Annotated in this window: 13 protein-coding genes; 7 read left to right on the plus strand and 6 right to left on the minus strand. The window is 63.6% G+C overall.

What is annotated here, in order from left to right; translation table 11 throughout:
* Positions 1-9 precede the first annotated feature (9 nt).
* From Q9451_RS09675 to Q9451_RS09685, 3 genes are read left to right on the plus strand one after another with little or no spacing between them, the layout of a single operon-like run.
* Entirely contained in the window at positions 10-789 is a 780-nt protein-coding gene (locus Q9451_RS09675) for a 5-oxoprolinase subunit PxpA (protein WP_012273671.1), read from the plus strand.
* Positions 786-1,472 (plus strand): 5-oxoprolinase subunit PxpB, encoded by a 687-nt coding sequence (pxpB, locus tag Q9451_RS09680; RefSeq protein WP_012273670.1) that lies wholly within the window; start codon positions 786-788, stop codon positions 1,470-1,472. The genes Q9451_RS09675 and pxpB overlap by 4 nt, the downstream gene beginning before the upstream one ends.
* Positions 1,469-2,386, plus strand: a complete 918-nt coding sequence (locus tag Q9451_RS09685) for a biotin-dependent carboxyltransferase family protein (protein WP_012273669.1) — start codon at positions 1,469-1,471, stop codon at positions 2,384-2,386. The genes pxpB and Q9451_RS09685 overlap by 4 nt, the downstream gene beginning before the upstream one ends.
* Before the next feature lie 51 nt (positions 2,387-2,437).
* Here Q9451_RS09685 and Q9451_RS09690 read toward each other — a convergent pair whose 3' ends face one another.
* The 3 genes from Q9451_RS09690 to Q9451_RS09700 form a co-directional block, all read right to left on the minus strand.
* Positions 2,438-3,616 (minus strand): VWA domain-containing protein, encoded by a 1,179-nt coding sequence (locus Q9451_RS09690; RefSeq protein ID WP_012273668.1) that lies wholly within the window; start codon positions 3,614-3,616, stop codon positions 2,438-2,440.
* A 13-nt stretch (positions 3,617-3,629) separates the two neighbouring features.
* Positions 3,630-4,475: a MoxR family ATPase gene (locus tag Q9451_RS09695; protein WP_012273667.1), complete on the minus strand. Its 846-nt coding sequence runs from the start codon at positions 4,473-4,475 to the stop codon at positions 3,630-3,632.
* 229 nt (positions 4,476-4,704) lie between these two features.
* Positions 4,705-5,778, minus strand: coding sequence for a DUF748 domain-containing protein (locus tag Q9451_RS09700; RefSeq protein WP_012273666.1), 1,074 nt, complete (start codon positions 5,776-5,778; stop codon positions 4,705-4,707).
* A gap of 134 nt (positions 5,779-5,912) precedes the next feature.
* On the opposite strand from Q9451_RS09700, the gene cysK reads away from it, so the two are divergent.
* Both cysK and Q9451_RS09710 read left to right on the plus strand, forming a co-directional pair.
* Positions 5,913-6,887, plus strand: a complete 975-nt coding sequence (cysK, locus tag Q9451_RS09705; protein ID WP_012273665.1) for a cysteine synthase A — start codon at positions 5,913-5,915, stop codon at positions 6,885-6,887.
* 173 nt (positions 6,888-7,060) lie between these two features.
* The gene (locus tag Q9451_RS09710) at positions 7,061-7,996 is read left to right on the plus strand and encodes an aspartyl/asparaginyl beta-hydroxylase domain-containing protein (RefSeq protein ID WP_012273664.1); all 936 of its coding nucleotides are present in this window, start codon (positions 7,061-7,063) and stop codon (positions 7,994-7,996) included.
* Between the two features lie 53 nt (positions 7,997-8,049).
* Here the strand turns inward: Q9451_RS09710 and Q9451_RS09715 are convergent, their stop codons facing one another.
* The 3 genes from Q9451_RS09715 to azu all read right to left on the minus strand — a co-directional run bounded on the left by Q9451_RS09715 (position 8,050) and on the right by azu (position 11,491).
* Positions 8,050-9,027, minus strand: coding sequence for an ATP-binding protein (locus tag Q9451_RS09715; RefSeq protein ID WP_226342945.1), 978 nt, complete (start codon positions 9,025-9,027; stop codon positions 8,050-8,052).
* Positions 9,028-9,352: 325 nt separating this feature from the next.
* The gene (locus Q9451_RS09720; protein WP_012273662.1) at positions 9,353-11,005 is read right to left on the minus strand and encodes a cyclic peptide export ABC transporter; all 1,653 of its coding nucleotides are present in this window, start codon (positions 11,003-11,005) and stop codon (positions 9,353-9,355) included.
* Between the two features lie 36 nt (positions 11,006-11,041).
* A complete protein-coding gene (azu, locus tag Q9451_RS09725) occupies positions 11,042-11,491 on the minus strand; it encodes an azurin (protein WP_012273661.1) in 450 nt (149 codons plus the stop codon).
* Positions 11,492-11,672: 181 nt separating this feature from the next.
* On the opposite strand from azu, the gene Q9451_RS09730 reads away from it, so the two are divergent.
* Both Q9451_RS09730 and Q9451_RS09735 read left to right on the plus strand, forming a co-directional pair.
* Positions 11,673-12,656, plus strand: a complete 984-nt coding sequence (locus Q9451_RS09730) for a TauD/TfdA family dioxygenase (protein WP_012273660.1) — start codon at positions 11,673-11,675, stop codon at positions 12,654-12,656.
* A gap of 184 nt (positions 12,657-12,840) precedes the next feature.
* Complete coding sequence (locus Q9451_RS09735) at positions 12,841-19,308, plus strand: non-ribosomal peptide synthetase (RefSeq protein ID WP_012273659.1); 6,468 nt, start codon at positions 12,841-12,843, stop codon at positions 19,306-19,308.

Consider the following 19,308-nt stretch of genomic DNA (forward strand, 5'->3'; position numbering starts at 1 on the left):
GGTAGGCCTATGAACAACAACAAGGGAGACCGCGTGGTGGAACGCCTGCTACTCAATTGCGACATGGGCGAGAGTTTCGGCAGCTGGCGCATGGGCCTGGATGCCGAGGTCATGCCTTACATCGATTGCGCCAACATCGCCTGCGGCTACCACGCTGGCGACCCCAGCATCATGCGCCGCACCGTGGCTTTGGCGTTGGAGCACGGCGTGACCATCGGTGCGCACCCGGCCTACCCGGACCTGGTCGGCTTCGGCCGCCGCTCCATGGCCTGCAGCCCCGAGGAAATCCGCGACCTGCTGCACTACCAGATCGGTGCGCTGGACGGCATCTGCAAAGTGCTGGGTGGCCGCGTGGCCTACGTGAAGCCCCATGGTGCGCTGTACAACGACATGATGGCCGACCCGCTCAAACTGCGCACGGTGCTGGAGGCCGTGGCAGCCTACGACAGCACCCTGCCGCTGATGTTGATGGCCACCGCCGACAACCGGGCCGCCCAGGCCTTGGGCGATGAAATCGGCGTACCGCTGTGGTTCGAGGCGTTCGCTGACCGCGCCTACACCGCCAGCGGCCACTTGGTATCGCGCCGCTTGCCGGGTGCGGTGCATCACGACCCGGCGCTGGTGGTGGAGCAAGCCGTGCGCCTGGCCCGTGGTGACACACTGGTAGCGGACGATGGTAGCGCCCTGCGCCTGCAGGCAAGCACGCTGTGCGTACATGGCGATAACGACAGCTCGGTGGCGGCGGTGCGGCAGATACGCCAGGCCCTCGATGCCTTGGAGCCGCGATGAAAGCGCGCATTGAAGTGGTGGCCATCGACAGCCTGATGGTGCGCTTGTTCGACCGTATCGACGAGGCCAACATGCCGTGGATGCTTGCAGCCAGCCAGCGTTTGAGCGCAGCGTTCGGCGAGCATCTGCTGGACCTGGTGCCGTCCTACACCACGCTGATGGTGCAGTTCGCCCTGCCGCCTGGCGAGGCGAGGGCACTGATTGATCAGGCGCTGGAAGGTTTGCAGCCCGACGCCGGCGGCGGCGGGCGCCGACATGAGATCCCGGTGTGGTACGACGCCAGCGTCGGCCCTGAACTGCCTGTGCTGGCGGCCCGTAGCGGGTTGACTGAAGCCGAGGTTGTTCACTTGCACAGCGAACGTGATTACCCGGTTTTTGCTTTGGGGTTCGCCCCCGGTTTCGGTTTCATGGGCCTGGTGGACGAACGCCTGGCCAGCCCACGCCTGAGCACCCCGCGCAAGCGGGTGGCGGCGGGTAGCGTGGGCATTGCCGAGCGCCAGACGGCGGCGTATCCGGCGGTATCGCCGGGTGGCTGGAACCTGATCGGGCGTACCCCGGTGCGCTTGTTCGACCGAGAGCGTGAGGGCTACAGCCTGTTGCAACCGGGTGATCGGGTGCGTTTCGTGCCGGTTTCACGTAGCGAGTTCCTGGCCTTGGGCGGTGATGTGGAGGCGCAAGGATGACGCAGTTGAAGATCGAGGCCAGTACGCCGTTGTGTCAGTTGCAGGACGCCGGGCGTTTCGGCGTACGCCATCTGGGGGTGACCCAGGGCGGCGCGTTGGACTGGGTGGCGATGCACTGGGCCAACTGGCTGCTGGGCAACCCGTTGGACGCGCCGGTTGTCGAGGTGGCGCTGGGAGGTTTTTGTGCAGTGGCGGAGCAGGATTGTGTGCTGGCGCTGGCCGGTGCCGACCTGGACGCGCGCGTCGATGATCAGCCGATCGCACCTTGGCGCAGCTTTGCTCTGGGCCAGGGGCAGCGCCTGACCCTGAAGCAGCCCAGGCAGGGTGTGCGGGCATACCTGGCGGCACCGGGTGGGTTCAGGGGCGAGGATGTACTGGGCAGTTGTGCCACGGTGGTCCGTGAAGAACTGGGTGGCATCGATGGCCAGGGTGCCGCGTTGGCTAAAGGCCAGGCATTAAGTTTCACCGGCAGCGATGCAACCCTGCGCGAGGTGCCGCACGCACTGCGTCCACAGTACCCGCAAAAGCCTGTGCTTGACCTGGTGATGGGCGCGCAGATCGGTGAATTCAGCGGTACCAGCCTGTTCGAGGCCTTCAACCGGGAGTGGACACTGGACAGCCGGGCGGACCGCATGGGTATCCGTCTGTTGGGGCCGCAGCTGGTCTATCAGGGTGCACCGATGATTTCCGAAGGGATACCGCTGGGGGCGGTGCAGGTACCGCCGGATGGGCAGCCGATCGTGTTGCTCAATGACCGGCAGACCATTGGCGGTTATCCGCGGCTGGGGGCGTTGACGCCGTTGGCGCTGGCGCAGCTGGCGCAGTGCATGCCAGGGACGGTGGTGCGGTTCAAGGCGGTGGTGCAGGACGAGGCTTGGCGGGAGCACCAGGTTTACCTGGATCGTTGGCGGTGAGGCTGCCAGCCCTTTCGCGGTAAACCCGCGAAAGGGCCCATATAGGCTGCATCACTTGGACAGATACCGCATCCCTTCCTCCAACCCCTGCAAGGTCAACGGGTACATCTTGTCCTCGATCAAGTCCCTCACCAGATGGGTCGAAGCCGTGTAATCCCAGGCTTGCTTCGGATACGGGTTGATCCAGATGATCTTCCTGAATTTCTCCATGAACCGCTGCATCCACACGTACCCGGCCTCTTCGTTCCAGTGCTCCACGCTGCCACCTGGCTGGGTGATTTCGTAGGGCGCCATGGCCGCGTCGCCGACGAAAATCACTTTGTAGTCGTCGCCATACTTGTGCAGCAGGTCGAAGGTGGAATACCGCTCCGAGGTGCGGCGCAGGTTGTTCTTCCACACCGACTCGTAGAGGAAGTTGTGGAAGTAGTAGTACTCCAGGTGCTTGAACTCGGTTTTACAGGCTGAGAACAGCTCTTCGCAGACCTTGATGTGGGCGTCCATCGAGCCGCCGATATCGAACAGCAACAGCAGCTTGACGGTGTTGCGCCGTTCCGGGCGCATCTGGATGTTCAGCAACCCGGCGTCACGCGCGGTGTGGTCGATGGTGCCGTCGATGTCCAGCTCTTCGGCGGCGCCTTCACGGGCGAACTTGCGCAGCCGGCGCAGGGCCAGCTTGATGTTGCGTGTGCCCAGTTCCACCTGATCGTCGAGGTTCTTGTACTCGCGCTGGTCCCACACCTTTACCGCTTTGCCTTGGCGTTTACCGGCCTCGCCAACGCGAATGCCTTCGGGGTTGAAACCGCCCGAGCCGAACGGGCTGGTGCCGCCGGTACCGATCCACTTGTTGCCGCCAGCGTGGCGTTCCTTTTGCTCTTCAAGGCGTTTCTTGAATGCCTCGATCAGCTTGTCCAGGCCGCCCAGCGACTGGATCTGCGCGCGTTCCTCCTCGCTCAGCGAGCGCTCGAACTCCTTGCGCAGCCAGTCTTCGGGGATCAGTGCCTCGATATGCCGGTCGAGGTTTTCCAGGCCTTTGAAGTAGGCGGCAAAGGCCCGGTCGAACTTGTCGAAATGGCGTTCGTCCTTCACCAGGATGGCGCGGGCGAGGTAGTAGAATTCGTCCATGTCGGCGAACACCACGTGCTTTTGCAGGGCCTGATGCAGGTCCAGCAACTCGCGTACCGATACCGGCACCTTGGCCGCACGCATTTCATTGAACAGGTTGAGCAGCATGGCCCGGCTCCTGTCAGCGGTTGCCGCGCCGGCTCATGAAGGCCAGGCGCTCGAGCAGTTGCACGTCCTGCTCGTTCTTCACCAGCGCACCGGCCAGCGGCGGAATGGCCTTGGTCGGGTCGCGTTCGCGCAACACCGCTTCACCGATATTGTCGGCCATCAGCAACTTGAGCCAGTCGACCAGCTCGGAGGTGGACGGCTTTTTCTTCAGGCCCGGCACTTTGCGTACGTCGAAGAACACATCCAGCGCCTCACTGACCAGCGACTGGCTGATGTTCGGGTAATGCACGTCGACGATCTGCTGCAAGGTGGTGCGGTCGGGGAAGGCAATGTAGTGGAAGAAGCAGCGGCGCAGGAAAGCGTCCGGCAGCTCTTTTTCGTTGTTCGAGGTAATGATGATGATCGGGCGTTGCTTGGCCTTGATGGTCTCGTCGATTTCGTAGACGTAGAACTCCATCTTGTCGAGTTCTTGCAGCAGGTCGTTGGGGAACTCGATGTCGGCCTTGTCGATTTCGTCGATCAGCAGAATCACCCGCTCTTCGGCCTCGAAGGCCTCCCACAGCTTGCCCTTTTTCAGGTAATTGCGCACATCGTGCACCTTGTCCACGCCCAACTGCGAATCGCGCAGGCGGCTGACTGCGTCGTACTCGTACAGCCCTTGGTGGGCCTTGGTGGTGGACTTGATGTGCCAGGTGATCAGGCGAGCGCCGAACGAGGCGGCCAACTGCTCGGCGAGCATGGTCTTGCCGGTGCCCGGTTCACCCTTGACCAGCAGCGGGCGTTCGAGGGTGATAGCCGCATTTACCGCCAGTTTCAGGTCGTCTGTGGCGACGTAGTCGCGGGTGCCTTCGAACTTCATCGGTTTGTCCTCTGTTGTAAGCCTGTACAGGCCTCTTCGCGGGTAAAACCGCTCCTACACAGAACGGCGCAAGCTTGAGGGCTGCGCGGTCCTGTGCAGGAGCGGTTTTACCCGCGAAGAGGCCGGTACAGGCAACACATGAATTTATTTGTCACCGACTATAACGCGGGGTTAGGCAACTGAAAACGCAGACCGGGTATTCAGTCCCTGAATGCCCCGTCACGCCGACTCAGTCGGCATCCGGCGCCCCCCGCTCATACCGGGCATTGAACGCCTGGATAAACCCGTTGCGCAGGATCTGCAAGAACGCCTCGAAGGCGCTGATATCCTGCTTGTGCACGCTGCCACTGAGTTCCACGCGGGTGGCGAACTGGTTTTTCGGCTGGTTCTTCAGGACCGTCTCGGTCGCACCCACCAAGGCCTCCCACACCGAGCGGAAGAAGCCCTTGTCCTTTTCTTCGACGTCCTGTTGCCAGTCGAACACGTCGACATCGCGCAGCAGCGGCTTTATATAGCCATTTAGCCGGCCGTTTTCCGCCTGGGCCTCGATCACCACGTCACCATGCCCGGCATTGAAGTCGAACTTGCCATAGGCGCTGGCAAAATCATTCAGTTTGCGCAGTTCGATGCCGGTAGCGCGAAGCCTGAATTTGAAGTCATCGAAATCACTGAACGGGTCGAAGGTGGCACGGCTTTCTACCTTCGCATCGCCCGCGATGAGCGCCGTACCTTCGAAACTCGCATCGCGACGGCCTTTTTTGTCGCGAACATTGGTCAGGTTGCGGATGTTGGCGTTCAGTTGTGTGGCCTTGAGGTCGACCGGTGGTTTGGAGTTGAAGTTGCGGAAGGTCAGCACGCCGTTGTCGATTCGCACTTCGTTGAGGGTGATGGGCAGCAGTTTTTCCAGCTGCTGGCGCCAGTCGGTGCCCTGGCCCGTCTGCGATGCCTGTTTGCTGCCACCGTCGACGAAATTCAGCTCGGGGCGCACGAAGGTCACCTCGGCCACCACCGCTTTGTCGTACCACAGCGAACGCCAACTCACCGAAAGGTCGATCAGCGGCGCGTCGAGAAACGGTACCGGCACCTTGCCGCTGGTCTTGACGATTTTCAGGCCATTGATCTGGTATGCGCCGCGCCACCAGGCCAGGTCCACATCGGCTACCTGGCCGCGGTAGTCACCCATGTCGGCCAGTTTGTCGTTCAGGTAGTCGCGCACCAGGTAGGGCAGGGCCAGGTGCAGGGCAACCAGCAGCACGATCAGGCTGCCCAGGCCCAACAGCGGCCAGCGATAACGGGCTCTCATCGGAGCGTCTCCAAGGCAGGATGTGCGGTTGACCGCGACGCGCCCCGCTGAGTTCGAACAGGCTTTACGGGCCATCGGCCGGGGCTTACCCTTGAGGTCTTTCCCTGCTTTTTTTCATGCCAAGGACCCCTGCCATGAGCCGTATCTTTGCAGACAACGCCCATTCCATCGGCAACACGCCGTTGGTGCAGATCAACCGCATCGCCCCTCGCGGTGTGACCATCCTTGCCAAGATCGAAGGGCGCAACCCAGGTTATTCGGTCAAATGCCGCATCGGCGCGAACATGGTCTGGGACGCCGAGAGCAGCGGCAAGCTCAAGCCGGGCATGACCATCGTCGAGCCTACCTCGGGCAACACCGGTATCGGCCTGGCCTTCGTTGCCGCTGCCCGTGGCTACAAGCTGATGCTGACCATGCCCGCCTCGATGAGCCTGGAGCGCCGCAAGGTGCTGAAGGCGCTGGGCGCCGAACTGGTGCTGACCGACCCGGCCAAGGGCATGAAGGGCGCCATCGAGAAGGCCAACGAAATCGTCGCCTCCGACCCCGCCCAGTACTTCCTGCCGGGCCAGTTCGAAAACCCGGCCAACCCGGCCATCCACGAAAAGACCACAGGACCGGAGATCTGGAACGATACCGACGGTGCGGTTGACGTGCTGGTGGCGGGCGTGGGTACCGGTGGCACCATCACCGGTGTATCGCGCTACATCAAGCACACCCAGGGCAAGGCGATCCTCTCGGTGGCCGTGGAACCCGTTTCGTCGCCGCTGATTACCCAGACCCTGGCCGGCGAAGAACTCAAGCCCAGCCCGCACAAAATCCAGGGCATTGGCGCCGGTTTCGTGCCGAAAAACCTCGACTTGTCGATCGTCGACCAAGTGGCGACGGTGACCGACGAAGAGTCCAAGGCCATGGCCATTCGCCTGATGCAGGAAGAGGGCATCCTGTGCGGCATTTCTTGCGGTGCGGCCATGGCGGCGGCCGTGCGCCTGGCCGAAAAGCCGGAAATGCAAGGTAAGACCATCGTCGTAATCCTGCCCGATTCGGGCGAGCGTTACCTGTCGAGCATGCTGTTCAGCGACCTGTTCAGCGAGCAGGAAAACCAGCAATAATCGGCGTTGCCGCTGATCCGGCGCAAGGTTGGGCGGCCTGGTTTATTGCAAAATCTTCATCAATGCGATCCCGCCCGGGTTGTTTTTACCTCGGCGGGATCGGTTTATGATGGCAGGATGATTTTTTGGAGAGCAGGCCGCGCAGCCCTGGCTCTTCCCCAAGGAGTAAAAGCATGACCTTTTCCTTTGCAGCCAAGGCGGGTGTCTTGCTGGTGTTTTTCGGCAGCGTGCTGTTCGTGCACCTGCGCGGCAAGGCCCGCCTGCCGGTGTTGCGCCAGTTCGTCAACCATTCGGCGTTGTTCGCCCCCTACAACGCGTTGATGTACCTGTTTTCCGGCGTGCCGTCCAAACCCTACCTGGACCGCCAGCGCTTCCCAGAACTGGACGTGCTGAAAGACAACTGGCAGGAGATCCGCGAAGAGGCCATGCGCCTGTTCGACGAGGGCTATATCCGCGCCGCCGAAAAGGACAACGACGCAGGCTTTGGCTCGTTCTTCAAGAAGGGCTGGAAGCGCTTTTACCTGAAGTGGTACGACAAACCCCTGCCGTCGGCCGAAGCTTTGTGCCCGCGCACGGTCGAGCTGGTCAGCAGCATCCCCAACGTCAAAGGCGCGATGTTCGCCCTGCTGCCCGGCGGCAGCCACCTGAACCCGCACCGCGACCCATTCGCAGGCTCGCTGCGCTACCACCTGGGCCTGTCCACGCCCAACTCCGACGCCTGCCGCATTTACGTGGATGGCCAGGAATACGCCTGGCGTGATGGCGAAGACGTGATGTTCGACGAAACGTACGTGCACTGGGTCAAGAACGAAACTGACGTTACGCGGGTGATCCTGTTCTGCGACATCGAGCGCCCACTGAGCAGCCCGCTGATGACCCGCATCAACCGCCAGGTCAGTGCCTTTCTCGGCCGTGCCACCGCGCCGCAGAACACCGACGACGAGCGCGTGGGTGGGATCAACCAGGCGTATGCCTGGAGCAAGCGCTTCAGCAACAAGATCAGCAGCCACGTGAAGCAGTTCAAGCGCGCCAACCCCAAGGCCTACCGCGTGCTGCGGCCGGTGCTGGCGGTGGTGGTGGCTTACGCACTGTACCGCTGGTTGTTCTGATTGCGGCCTGCGTAGAGCGCCAGATTGATGGGGCGCTCTACGTACAGGAACCTTCAGCCAAGCCCTTCCAGCAAGCCATCAGCGCGGACCAGATCGACGATTACCTGCTCATCTACCGCGTATACGCCCCGTGATGCCCTCCACACCAGATGCTTGTCCTGCAAGGCGATGAGCGCTTGCTGAACCCCCGGCACCTCGGCCTTGATTTCGCTTTCCTGCACACCCGCCCGTTCCATCGCTTTGGCGTACAGTGCCAGGGTTGGGGCCTCAAACGGTGCGTATTCATTACCCTTTACGCACATGACGCGTAGAACGGCGGATTGAATCGGAGTGAGGCTGTGGATCACCTTTTTCAGGTTCGCGTTAAGGTCATTGGCTTGCGCCTGAACAAGCTCTCGGAACCGTGCCGGTACGGCTTCAGGCTCGATGCTGAAGTCGAAGCGTATTTCATCCGCTGCCGCGCCCAGTAACTCAGGGCGGTAGCCGCTTTCTTTGAACAGTTGGAACACCTCTACCGGGTCGAGTGCGCAGGGGAGATCGATGTTGGCGCAAAGCCAGTCGATGAAGCCCTGATCCAGCGTTGGGAACTGCACCATCGCAGCGCCGAAGAACGCCTGATCTTTGCTATTGCGCAGCATGGCCAGTTTGTCCCGGTTCGAGCCCGTGCAAACGATGCGCAACCCATGGTGCTTCGAGCTGTTGAGTTCGTCCCGGGCCGCTTTGAGGGCGAACAAGGCTGCTATTCCCTGGTCGGTCGTGATTGCATGTTGCGCCTCGTCGATGATCAGCACGATGATCTTGCGTGATTCGTCGGAGAGCGCGACCAGCGCACTGGTGAGATCGACATCTTGCCCCAGCCCGATCTTGTCCACGCTGAAATTCAGGCCACCTACGGTTACCTTCTCCATGCCAGTGGACTTTGCCAGCCGCGTAATGAAGCCTTCGTTACGCCCGAGCGCCTCACGCACGGTTTCCACGATGACTTGGCCTGGGTCTTTGGTCAGGTCTTTCCAGAGGTCGGCGTACAGCACGATTGCCTGCGCAGCTTCGAGAGCGGGTCGAAGGTCTTCGCGTGCAAAGGTGGATTTACCGGTACGCCTGGGGGCCGCCAGAAACACCCCCGAGCTTGCTGCACTGCCCACGGCAACTTGCATGATCAATTTCGACAGCCGCGATGCTAGCGCTGGGCGGTTTCCGGCATTACGGCCTCCCATACAGCTTTATAGTCAATTATAGAGTGATTATAGAGCTATTATAGGCCGTATGAGAGACGTGGTTTATAGGCAATTATAGGTCGACTATAGATCGATTATAGGGAGCGTAAAGGTGATGGGGCGCATAGCGCCCCTCGGTCACTCAAGCCGGCTCCAATGCCTCGACCACCTTCCCACGGCTCAGGTGCACCACCTTGTCCGCCGTATCGAAGTACCGGTCATCATGCGAGATCACGATGATGGTCTTGCCCAAACGCTTCAGGTCCGGCAACAGCTCGGTGTAGAACACCCGGCGGAAGGTTGGGTCCTGGTCCGCCGCCCACTCATCGAACACCAGTACCGGCCGCCCATCCAGCCAGGCATTGACCAGCGCCAGGCGCTTGCGCTGCCCGGTCGACAAGTCGGTGGTGGTGAAGGCGCCATCGCGTACGCTGACCTTGTGGGCAATTTCCAGCCGTTCCAGGTAACGCGTGGCATCGCTGGGCAGGCTGTGCTCGTGCTCGGGCAGGTCTTCGAACAGATAGTAATCGGCGAACACGGTGGTGAACAGCTGGCGATAGTCGTCCAGCGCCTCCGGGCCGACGGCCTTGCCGTTCAGGCGCACTTCACCGCGTTGTGGGGCGTACAGGCCCAGTAGCAGCTTGATCAGCGAAGTCTTGCCGCAGCCGTTTTCCCCGACGATGAACAGGATTTCGCCCGGTTCGATGCTCAGGTTCACAGGCCCAACGCGAAACGGCTCGTTGCCGTCCACGGGTGGGTACGCGTATTCGACGTTGTGCAGCTCCAGGTGCGCGGTAGCCGGGGTTTCGCGCTTGACCGGCGGCTCCAGCAGCAGGTGCGGTTCGGGCGAGGAGAAGCGTTCGGACAGGTCGGCTATACGGCGGAACGCCACCTGGGCGCGGCCGAGGATCGGCAGGTTGCCGATCAGCGTTTCCAGCGGGCCTTTCATGTACAGCAGCACCAGCACGAAACCGCTCATCACCGCCGGGTCATTGCTTGGCCACAGCGATTGCAGGGCCAAGGTCAGGCCGATGACCACGAAGAACAGCATCGACCCCAGGCTCTTGGCCGCCACGAAGATGTTGATGGCGCGGATGTGAGTGTTGGCGATGAAGTCGGCGGTGCCCTGGATGTTGCGCGTCAGCATGGCATGGCGGCGACGGCGGTCGATGCGCAGCTCCTTGGCCCCTTCGGCAATGGCCGAATAGTGCTTCTGCAGGTTGTCTTCGGCATCGCGGGCGGCGTTGAAGCCAGCCACGCCTTTTTGCCGTGCCACGTACTGGATGCCGCTGCCGATGCCGATGGCTGCCAGGGTGATGAGGAAGATCGGCCACGACAGCCACGCCAGGTAGGCCATGCAACCGGTTACCGTGGTGAGCGAAATGGCCAGCGGTGCAAAGGCGAAGGCAAAGTCGCTGATGGTGTCGACGTCGCGGGTCAGCACGGGGATCAGGCGGTGGGTGCGGTAGCGCTCGATCTGCTCGATCGGTGCCGACAGCACCTTGGCGCCCAGGTCCTTGCGCAACCGGGCAATGACCTTCTGGCCGACGTAGTTGGTGCCGCTGTCGGCCGCCACGCTACTGACCAGGGCCAATACACAGAGGCCGGCAAAGGCCAGGATCACACCCTGGCTCATGCCGCCTTCAGCGTGCAGGCCCTGGTTGACGGTGGCCAGCAGCGCAGTGACGGCCAGGCCGCCGACCATGCCCAGCAGCACCGAGACGATGACCGCCGGGCGGTAAGGTTTGAGCAGGCCCAGCAGTTCGCGGATGGCCCCGGGGGAGGAGGTTTTCATGAAGCGTGATCTCGCTGGTGAAAGTGGGGGGCGGGGTCAGCTACCAAGGGTCAGGGTGCCCTTCATCAGGGTGCTGTGGAACGGGAACGAGCAGTAGAAGCTGTAGTCGGTACCGGCCTTCAGCGCCTTGGTATCGAGGGTGACGCTGTCCTTCTCGCCACCACCGATCAGGCGGGTATGAGCGATCACCCGTGTGTCGCCAGGCTTGACGTAGTCCTGCGCCTCGCCGGCCTTCAGGCCGTCATCCAGTACGCCCTGCATGTCGGCCTGGGTGCTCAATACCCAGTTGTGGCCCATCACGTTCTTGGGCATGTCGCCTGGGTGGGTGAGGGTAACGGTGAACGTGGTGCAGGTTTTGGGCACGCTGATGGCGGCCTTGTCGAAGGTCATCTGGTCGGTGCCGTGGATTTCCATGGCGCATGGCTCCGCCGACCAGGCGGCAGGGGCCGTGGCGAGCAGGGCTAGGAGCAGAAGCTGGCGAGTCATGTACGGTTCCTGGGCGATAAAAGGGTGCACATCGTTCAGACGAACCGGCACGCGCTGGCTTTACCTGTGAGTGCTGCTCTGGTGAATTTCCCGCGGGCCCGCTCGTTCACCTAGTCAGGCGCCGTGATGGCGCACAACCCGATTTCGCCGCCAACGCGGCCCTGGCTTGAGGTGACCGTACATGAGTGAACTGCTGAGCTTTGCCATCGAACCGCTGGACGCCGCGCGCGGCAACCTGCCGCTGCTGGTGCGCGCACCGGAGCCGGGGATCGACCTGCTGGAGGCTTTTACCGAATTGCAGCCGCTGGTGGATCGGCACCTGCTGCAGGCTGGCGGCATCCTGTTCCGCGGCTTCGAGGTGGGTGGCGCCGAAGCCTTCCGCCAGTTTGCCGCCTCCTTTGGTCACCCACTGCTCAACTACGAGTTCGGCTCTACCCCGCGCAGCAACGTGACCAAGGGCGTGTACACCTCAACCGAATACCCGGCGCACCAGAGCATTCCCCTGCACAACGAGCAGGCCTACACCCTGGAATGGCCGATGAAGATCTGGTTCTACAGCGTGATCCCCGCCGAGACCGGCGGCGAAACGCCAATTGCCGATAGCCGCGAGGTGTACCGACGCATGCCGACGCGCATTCGCCAGCGCTTGGAGGAGAAAGGGCTGATGTATGTGCGCAACTATGGCAACGGCCTGGATGTGGAGTGGTCGCAGGTGTTCAACACCGAAGACCCGCGCCAGGTCGAGGCGTACTGCCGGGCGCATGCCATCGAGTGCATATGGAAGGACGACGGCGAGCTGCGCACGCGCCAGCGCTGCCAGGTGGTGGCGCGCCATCCGGTAACCGGGGATGACGTGTGGTTCAATCAGGCCCACCTGTTCCATGTGTCGAACCTGCAGCCAGAGGTGCGTGAATCGCTGATGGACATTGTCGAGGAAGAGGACCTGCCACGTAACGTGTATTACGGCGACGGTACGACCATCGAGGATTCGTTGCTCGATGAAGTGCGCGGGGTGCTGGATGAATGCACCATCAGCTTCCCCTGGCTGACAAACGATGTGCTGATGCTCGACAACATGCTCGCGGCCCACGCCCGCTCGCCGTTTACCGGTAAGCGCAAGGTGGTGGTGGCGATGGCCGAGGGGCACAGCGAGGTGTTGGGCTGATAGGTGTTTGTCGTGGGAGGTGCAGCGCCTGTGAGATCGAGCGCCGCCCGCGCGGCGCTCGATCTCACAGGCGCCAAATTCCCAACGGCGGGCCCCTGGTGGCCCTGCTTCAATCCCCCCCCTAAATCAGCCCCCCATGCCTTCGTCTGACAGTTACCGCTCGACTGCCAGGACACCGCTCGACATGAATGCTGATCAAACGCTCAAGCTCGCCCGCCGCTTCATCGAACTCAGCCCCGACAAGCGCCGCCTGTTCCTCAAGGCGCTGCAGGGCGAGGGCATGGATTTTTCCGTGCTGCCGATCGCGCCCGGGGTGGAGGTGGCCGAGCGCGACCAGCTGTCGTATGCCCAGCGGCGCATGTGGTTCCTCTGGCAGCTCGACCCGCAGGGCGCAGCGTACAACCTGCCGATGGCCGTGCGCCTGCATGGTCCGCTTGACCTGGCCGCTCTACAGCAGGCTTTCGATGCCCTGGTGGCGCGCCACGAAACCCTGCGCACTCGGTTTGTCGCCGACGGCGATGACGTGCGCCAGCAAGTAGACGCCGTGGCTGCTCCGTTGCAGCTGCGCCAGGACGCCTTGGCCAGCTTGGACGAAACCGCCCGCCAGGCCGCGATCGAACGCATCGCCGAAGCCGAAGCTCTGGCCCCGTTCGACCTGGCCAGTGGCCCATTGCTGCGCGTACGCCTGCTGCAACTGGCCGCACAGGAGCATGTACTGCTGCTGACCCTGCACCACATCGTCGCCGACGGCTGGTCGATGAACGTGCTGATCGATGAATTCCTGCACCTGTACGAGGCCGCCGTGGCCGGCACCGAGGCCACACTCGACGCGCTGCCAATCCAATATCGCGACTTCGCCCTGTGGCAACGCAGCTGGCTGGAGGCTGGCGAGCAGGAGCGCCAGCTGGCCTACTGGCAGGCCCGCCTGGGCGAGGACCATTCGCCGCTGGAGCTGCCACTGGATCGTGCCCGCCAAGGCCGGCCCAGCTACCGGGGCGCGCGCCACGAATTCCCCGTCGCCGCAGACGTTGCCGAGCGCCTGCGCGGTGTGGCGCGCAAGCACAACGTCACCCTGTTCATGGTGTTGCTGGCTGCCTTCAAGCTGCTGTTGCAGCGCTACAGCGGTCAGGCCGCGATCCGCGTCGGCGTGCCCATCGCCAACCGCAACCGTGCAGAAGGCCAAGGGCTGATTGGCTGCTTCATCAACACCCAGGTGCTGCACACCGAGATCGACCCGCTGCTGGATATCGCCGGCCTGCTGCAGCGCGTGCGCGAAACCGCCGTGGGTGCACAAAGCCACCAGGACTTGCCCTTCGAGCAGTTGGTCGAAGCCCTGGACCTGCCGCGCAGCAGCGAAAGCCCGCTCTTTCGTGTGCTGTTCAACCACCAAGCGCAGGTGGCGGATGTGCAGGCCATCGAGACTCGCTCCGGCCTGAGCCTGGCGCCCATTGCCCTGGAAAAGCACAGCGCACGCTTCGACCTGGCGTTGGACACCCACGAACGCGCCGGGCAGTTGCATGCCGCGTTCACCTACGCGACGGATGTATTCGAGGCGGCCACCATCGAAGCCCTTGGCGAGCAGTGGCTGGCGCTGGTGCAGGCGCTGGCTGCCGAAACGGCTGGTGCTGTAGGCGAGCTGGCATTGCCGGGCCTGGCCGCAACCCTGGGCGCCCCCGCGCAGGCCGCCGAGTCGCCCAGTGTGCAGCAACGCTTTGCTGCAGCCGCCAGTCGTCACCCCGAGCGCATCGCGGTAGTGGCTGCGGGCGAACAGGCGAGCTTCGCCGAACTCGATGCCCGCGCCGAGGCCATTGCCAGCCGCCTGGTCAAAGCCGGGGTAGGGCCAGACACACTGGTTGGCGTACTGGCCGACCGCAGCGTCGGCATGCTCGCCAGCATTCTGGGGGTACTCAAGGCGGGGGGCGCCTACCTGCCGCTGGAGCCCGAGCAGCCGGCTGAGCGCCTCGCCTACATGCTGACCGACAGCGGCACCCGCCGGGTGCTGGCCCCCGGTAACTGGCAGGCCGAGTTGCCCGCGGCCGTGCAGCACCTTGACTGGGCGCAAGCGGGCAACGGCAGCGTCGCACGCACCGCGCCGGCTGCGGCAAACCTGGCCTATGTGATCTACACCTCTGGCACCACCGGCCAGCCCAAGGGCGTGGCGATCAGCCACGGCGCCCTGGCCAACTATGTCGATGGCATGAGCGCGCGCCTGCCTGTCGAGCGAATCCGCAGCATGGCCCAGGTCTCGACCCCGGCTGCCGACCTTGGCCACACCATGCTGTTCGGCGCACTGTGCGGCGGCCACACCTTGCACCTGTTGCTGCGCGAACAGGTGCTGGATGCCGAAGGTTTCGCCGCGTACCTGGCCGAACACCAGGTGGATGCCCTGAAGATCGTGCCTTCACACCTGGAGGCCATGCTGGTGGCTGGCCGCGCGGCGCTGCCGAGCCAGTGCCTGGTATTGGGTGGCGAGGCCATCAGCCCGGGCCTGCTGGGCAAGATCCGCCAACTGGCCCCGGCGCTCAAGGTGTTCAACCACTACGGCCCGACCGAAACCACCGTCGGCGTGCTGGTTGCCGAACTGAGCGAACAAAGCAGCCTCGGCCAGCCGTTGGCCAACACCCGCGTGGCAGTGCTTGACCGCTGCCTGCAGCCACTGCCGGCCAAGGCCAAGGGCGAGCTGTACATAGGCGGTGCAGGCCTTGCCCGTGGCTACCTGAACCGCCCGTCGCTCACTGCTGAGCGCTTCGTGCCCGACCCGCACGGCAGCCACGGCCAGCGCCTGTACCGCAGCGGTGACTGGGTACGCCAGGGCAACGACCTGCAATTTGCCGGGCGTATGGATGGCCAGGTGAAGATCCGTGGCTACCGTGTCGAGCTGGCCGAAATCGAAAACCAGCTGCGCGCACTGGACGGTGTGGCCAATGCCCTGGTCCGCGTGCAGGGCCAGGCGCCGCAATTGCAACTGGCTGCCTGGCTGGTGCCCAGTGAAATGCCTGCCGACTGCCAGGCCTGGCAGGATTCGACCCGCGCCACCCTCAAAAGCCGGCTGCCCGAACATATGGTGCCGACCCACTTGATGGTGCTGGAGCACCTGCCGGTCACCGCCAACGGCAAGGTCGACGTCAAGGCGCTGCCCGAGCCGGTCGCCACCCTGCAGGCCTACCAGGCACCAGAGAGCCCGCTGCAAGTGCAGTTGGCAACGATCTGGGCCGAAGTCCTGCAAGTGCCGCAGGTTGGCCTGACCGACAACTTCTTTGCCCTCGGTGGCCATTCGCTGCTTGCAACCCAGGCCGTATCTCGCGTGCGCAAGCAGTTGGGCGTAGATATCCCGCTGCGCACCCTGTTCGACACCGTCGACCTGCTGGCCTTCGCCCAGGCGGTGGCGGAGGGCGAGCAGGGCACGGGCCTGGACATCGAAATCCTCGACCGCCAGCAGCCGCTGCCGGTGTCCCGTTCGCAGAACCGCCAGTGGTTGTTCTGGAAGCTCAACCCACAAAGCCTGGCCTACAACACGCCGATGGCCGTGCGCATGCAGGGCAACCTCGATCGTTCGGCGGTGCAGGCCGCACTGGATGCACTGGCGGCCCGCCACGAGTCACTGCGCACGGTGTTCGTCGAAGCCGACGGCTTGCCGTGGCAGCGCATCCTGCCAGCCGCCACGGTGCCGATCGGCTTCGAAGACCTCAGCGGCCAGGACCACGCGGCGCAGCTGCGCAAGCTGGAAGCCGAAGCCTTTGTCCCGTTCGACCTGGAGCATGGGCCTCTGCTGCGTGCCCGTCTGTTCAAGGTGAATGCGCAAGAGCACCTGTTGTCGCTGACCCTGCATCACATCGTCTCCGATGGCTGGTCGATGAGCCTGCTGGTGCGCGAGTTCGCTGCCGTCTACAACGCGGCGGCCACAGGCCGGCAGCAGGCCATCGAACCCTTGCCGGTGCAGTACGCCGACTTCGCCGCGTGGCAGCGCAAGTGGCTGGCCGAAGGGCAGATGCAGGCGCAGATCGATTACTGGAAGGCCCGCCTGGAAGACGACTTCGAAGTGCTCGAACTGCCCGCCGACCGCATTCGCCCGCAGGTCAAGAGCTACCAGGGCAGCCGCTTCGACGTGCGCCTGCCGCTGGCCCTGACCGAGCGCCTGCGGGCCCTGGCAGTGGCGTCCAACGCCACGCTGTTCCATGTATTCCTGGCGGCCTATGCCATCGTACTGTCGCGTTACAGCCGCAAGGACACGTTGAACATCGGGGTGCCCGTCACCAACCGCAACCGCCTGGAGCTGGAGGGGCTGATCGGCTTCTTCATCAACGTGGTGGTAGCCCGCATCGGCGTCGATGGCAGCCAGCCGTTCCCGCAACTGCTGGCGGCGATCAAGGAAACCACCTTGCAGGCTCAGGCCAACAAAGATGTGCCGTTCCTTGAAGTGGCCGAGGCGCTGTACCCGGACCGCGAACAGGGTGTGAACCCGTTCTTCCAGGTGCTGTACAACCACTTGCGCGACCTGGGTGAGCAGGTATCCAGCGATGCCCTGCACGGCTTGCAGGTCAAGGAAGTGGACCTGCTGGAGCCCGGTGCGCAGTACGACATCTCGCTCAACACGCTGGAACGTTCCGATGGGGTGACGGCCTCGTTCAACTACTCCACCGACCTGTTCGACGCCGCACGCATCGAACGCATGGCCGGTCATTGGCAGGCGTTGCTGGAAGCTATCTGCGCCGAGCCGCAGCGCTGCATTGGCGAGCTGGGCTTGCTAGGCAGTGCCGAACACCAGCAACTGACCCATGGCTGGAACCCGGCGTCGCAGGCCAGTAGCGGCCTGTGCGCACACCAGTTGCTGGAGCACCAGGCAAGTCTGCGACCAGACGCTGTGGCGTTGATCTTCGACGACCAGCAAATGACCTACGCCGAGCTCGACCGCTGCAGCAACCAGCTGGCGCATCGTTTGCGGGCGCTGGGCGTGGGCCCGGACCGTCTGGTCGGCGTGGCTGTCGAGCGCGGCCTGGGCATGGCCCTGGCGCTGGTTGCCATCCACAAGGCGGGTGGCGCTTATGTGCCGCTGGACCCGGACTACCCGCAGGAGCGCCTGGCCTACATGGTCGAGGACAGCAGCATCGGTTTGTTGCTGGCCGACGTGCCTTCGCGTGAACGCCTGCAGTTGAGCACACCGCTGCCCTGCGTGGTGCTGGAGCCGGGTAACGACTGGCTGAGTGCCTGGCCTGCCGAGCCGCTGGCCAACCTGGCCGCGCCGGAGAACCTGGCCTATGTGATCTATACCTCCGGCTCCACCGGCATGCCCAAGGGCGTGGCCATCGATCACCATGCCTTGTCGGTGTTCTGCCAAGTGGCTGGTGACTATTCGCGGCTGAGCCCGAATGACCGCGTGTTGCAGTTCGCCACCTTCAGTTTCGACGGCTTCATCGAGCAGTTCTTCCCGCCGCTGGCCCAAGGCGCTTGCGTCGTGCTGCGCGATCTGCGGCTGTGGGACACCGCGACTCTGCTGGATGAAATCAACCGCCACGATGTCACCGTAGCCGACCTGCCAGCCGCCTACTGGCGTTTACTGGCACTGGAGCGCCGCGCACCGGAAGCCTATGGCCGGCTGAAGCAGATTCACGTCGGTGGCGAGGCGGTGCCAGAAGACGCCCTGCGTGCCTGGCTGGCCGATGGCCCAACCGCAGTGCGCCTGTTGAACACCTATGGCCCGACCGAAGCCACCGTGGTCGCCACCACCTATGACTGCTCGCAGATGACCCCGCAGCAGATCAGCCAGGGTGGCGTACCCATTGGCCGTGCCATACCAGGCCGCAGCCTGCATGCCCTTGACGATGGCCTGGCGCCAACCCCGGTGGGGGTGCCAGGCGAGCTGTTCATCGGCGGGGCAGGTTGCCTGGCACGCGGTTACCACCAGCGGCCATCGCTGACTGCCGAGCGCTTCATCCCTGACCCGTTCGACCCGGTTGGCGGCGGCCGCCTGTACCGCACCGGTGACCTGGGTTGCTATGACGAAAACGGCCAGCTGGCCTATCGCGGCCGGGCCGATCACCAGGTGAAAGTGCGCGGCTTTCGCATCGAACTGGGCGAGATCGAGCAGTACCTGCGCGCGCACCCGGACGTGCGCGAAGCCACTGTACTGGCCATCGACCTGCCCGCGGGCAAGCAGCTGTGCGCCTATGCCGTGCCGGTTGAAGGCCATGACGGCGACCTGCGCCTGGCCTTGAAGCACTACCTCAAGGCCAGCCTGCCGGACTACATGATTCCGTCTTATCTGGTGACCCTGCCGAGCATGCCGCTGACCCCAAGCGGCAAGCTCGACCGCAAGGCCCTGCCGCTGCCTGACCCGAGCCAGCCGCAGCATGACTACGAGGCGCCGCAGACCGAGCGGCAACAGCAGTTGGCCAATATCTGGGCGCAATTGCTGAGCGTCGCCAGGGTCGGCTTGAACGACAACTTCTTCGAGCTGGGCGGCCACTCCTTGCTGGCCGCCCAGGCAGTGTCGCGGATCAACGTCGAGCTGGGGCTGGACATCCCACTGCGGCTGATCTTCACCCACCCCGAGTTGCGCGCCTTCGCCCTGGCGCTGGATGAACAGGCCCTGTCGCTGACCGACGATGGCCTGAGCGATATCGAAAAAATGATGAACGCATTCACAGAGGCCTGA

The organism is Pseudomonas sp. NY8896 (assembly GCF_039634505.1).